Source organism: Rhizobacter sp. P1_G5, assembly GCF_056405435.1.
In genome coordinates this window covers 1-1165 of record NZ_JBFUCB010001032.1, presented here as the reverse complement: position 1 = coordinate 1165, position 1165 = coordinate 1, and the positions used below count along the sequence as shown (strand labels likewise).

Annotated in this window: 1 pseudogene; it reads right to left on the bottom strand. The window is 76.9% G+C overall.

Annotated features, from left to right (window positions below):
- Positions 1 to 1165 (bottom strand): annotated as a pseudogene (locus AC1D12_RS33765) (PD-(D/E)XK nuclease family protein); the annotation flags it as partial.

The following is a 1165-nucleotide window of genomic DNA, read 5'->3' as shown; positions in this document are numbered from 1 at the left end:
GCGCGACACCTTCTGCAGCGCGAGCGCCAGCCTCTCGACCAGCGGGCTGGCCGACAGCGGCTCGCTGCCGTCGACGTGCCGGCGCAGCAGCGTGACCTGCGCGGCATGCATCGCATGCGCGAACGACAAGGCCTCGCGCTCGCGGCGGCTGGCCGCGCTCGGCAGGCCGAGCGCGACGGCCTGCGCATCGCTGATGAACGGCAGCGGATCAACGCCGGCGCCCAGGTGGCGCTCGTCGGCCCCGGGCAGCACCAGCGCCGCGAACGGCCGCAGCGTGGCGTGCGCGAGCGGCGTGATCACGACCGCCGGCTGCAGCGGCGCCGGCGGCACGAACGAGGCCTCCTCGAGCACGCCGTCGACCCACTGGCGCAGCTGCTCCAGCGTCATCGAGGTCTGGCCCGCCTGCGCCGGCCAGCCGCTGCCCTCCGACAGCCGCAGCGCGGCCAGCACCTGGGCGCCGGCCGCATCCTCCGCCAGCGCCTCGGCCAGGCCGGCGGCATGCAGCAGGGCCTGCAGCGCCTCGCACCACGCGCGCAGCGGCCGCCGGCCGGGCTCGGCGAGCGGCGCCAGCGCCTCGACCAGCGCGCTCCACAGCCGGGCCTCGCCGGGGTGCAGGCGTTCGGCGTCGATCTGCGAGGTGCGGCGCCAGCCATGGCGGCGGCAGCTGGCTTCGAGCGATTGCGCCAACGCCGCCACCGGGCCGAGGCCGGGCCATGGGGCGGTCAGGGATTTGAGGGCGTCGAGCGTCGCATCGGCGCTCGATGCCCCGACCGCCCGCAACAAGCCCATCAGCTGCGCTGCGGCGCGGGTGGTCGAGAGCTTCCAGCCGGTTTCGTCCAGCACCGCGACCGACTGCCGTGCCAGCAGCGCGTGCACGCGGCGCACCAGCAGGCGGTCCTGCGCGACCAGCGCCACCGGCARCTCGCCGCGCTGCACGTGGGCCAGCACCTGCGCGGCGGTGGCCTGGGCTTCGTCCTCGAAGCCCTCGCACAGCGCGACAGCCGGCGCCCGCGAGGGCAGCCGCTGCGCCGCGGCATCGGTGTCGATGACCAGCACCGGCACGCGCGCGGCGCGCAGCAGCGCATCGGTCAGCGGGTCGCTGCCGCCGGCGCGCAYCGCGACCCAGGCGCCGGGCTGCAGCGCGAACAGCGCATCGGTGTGGGGC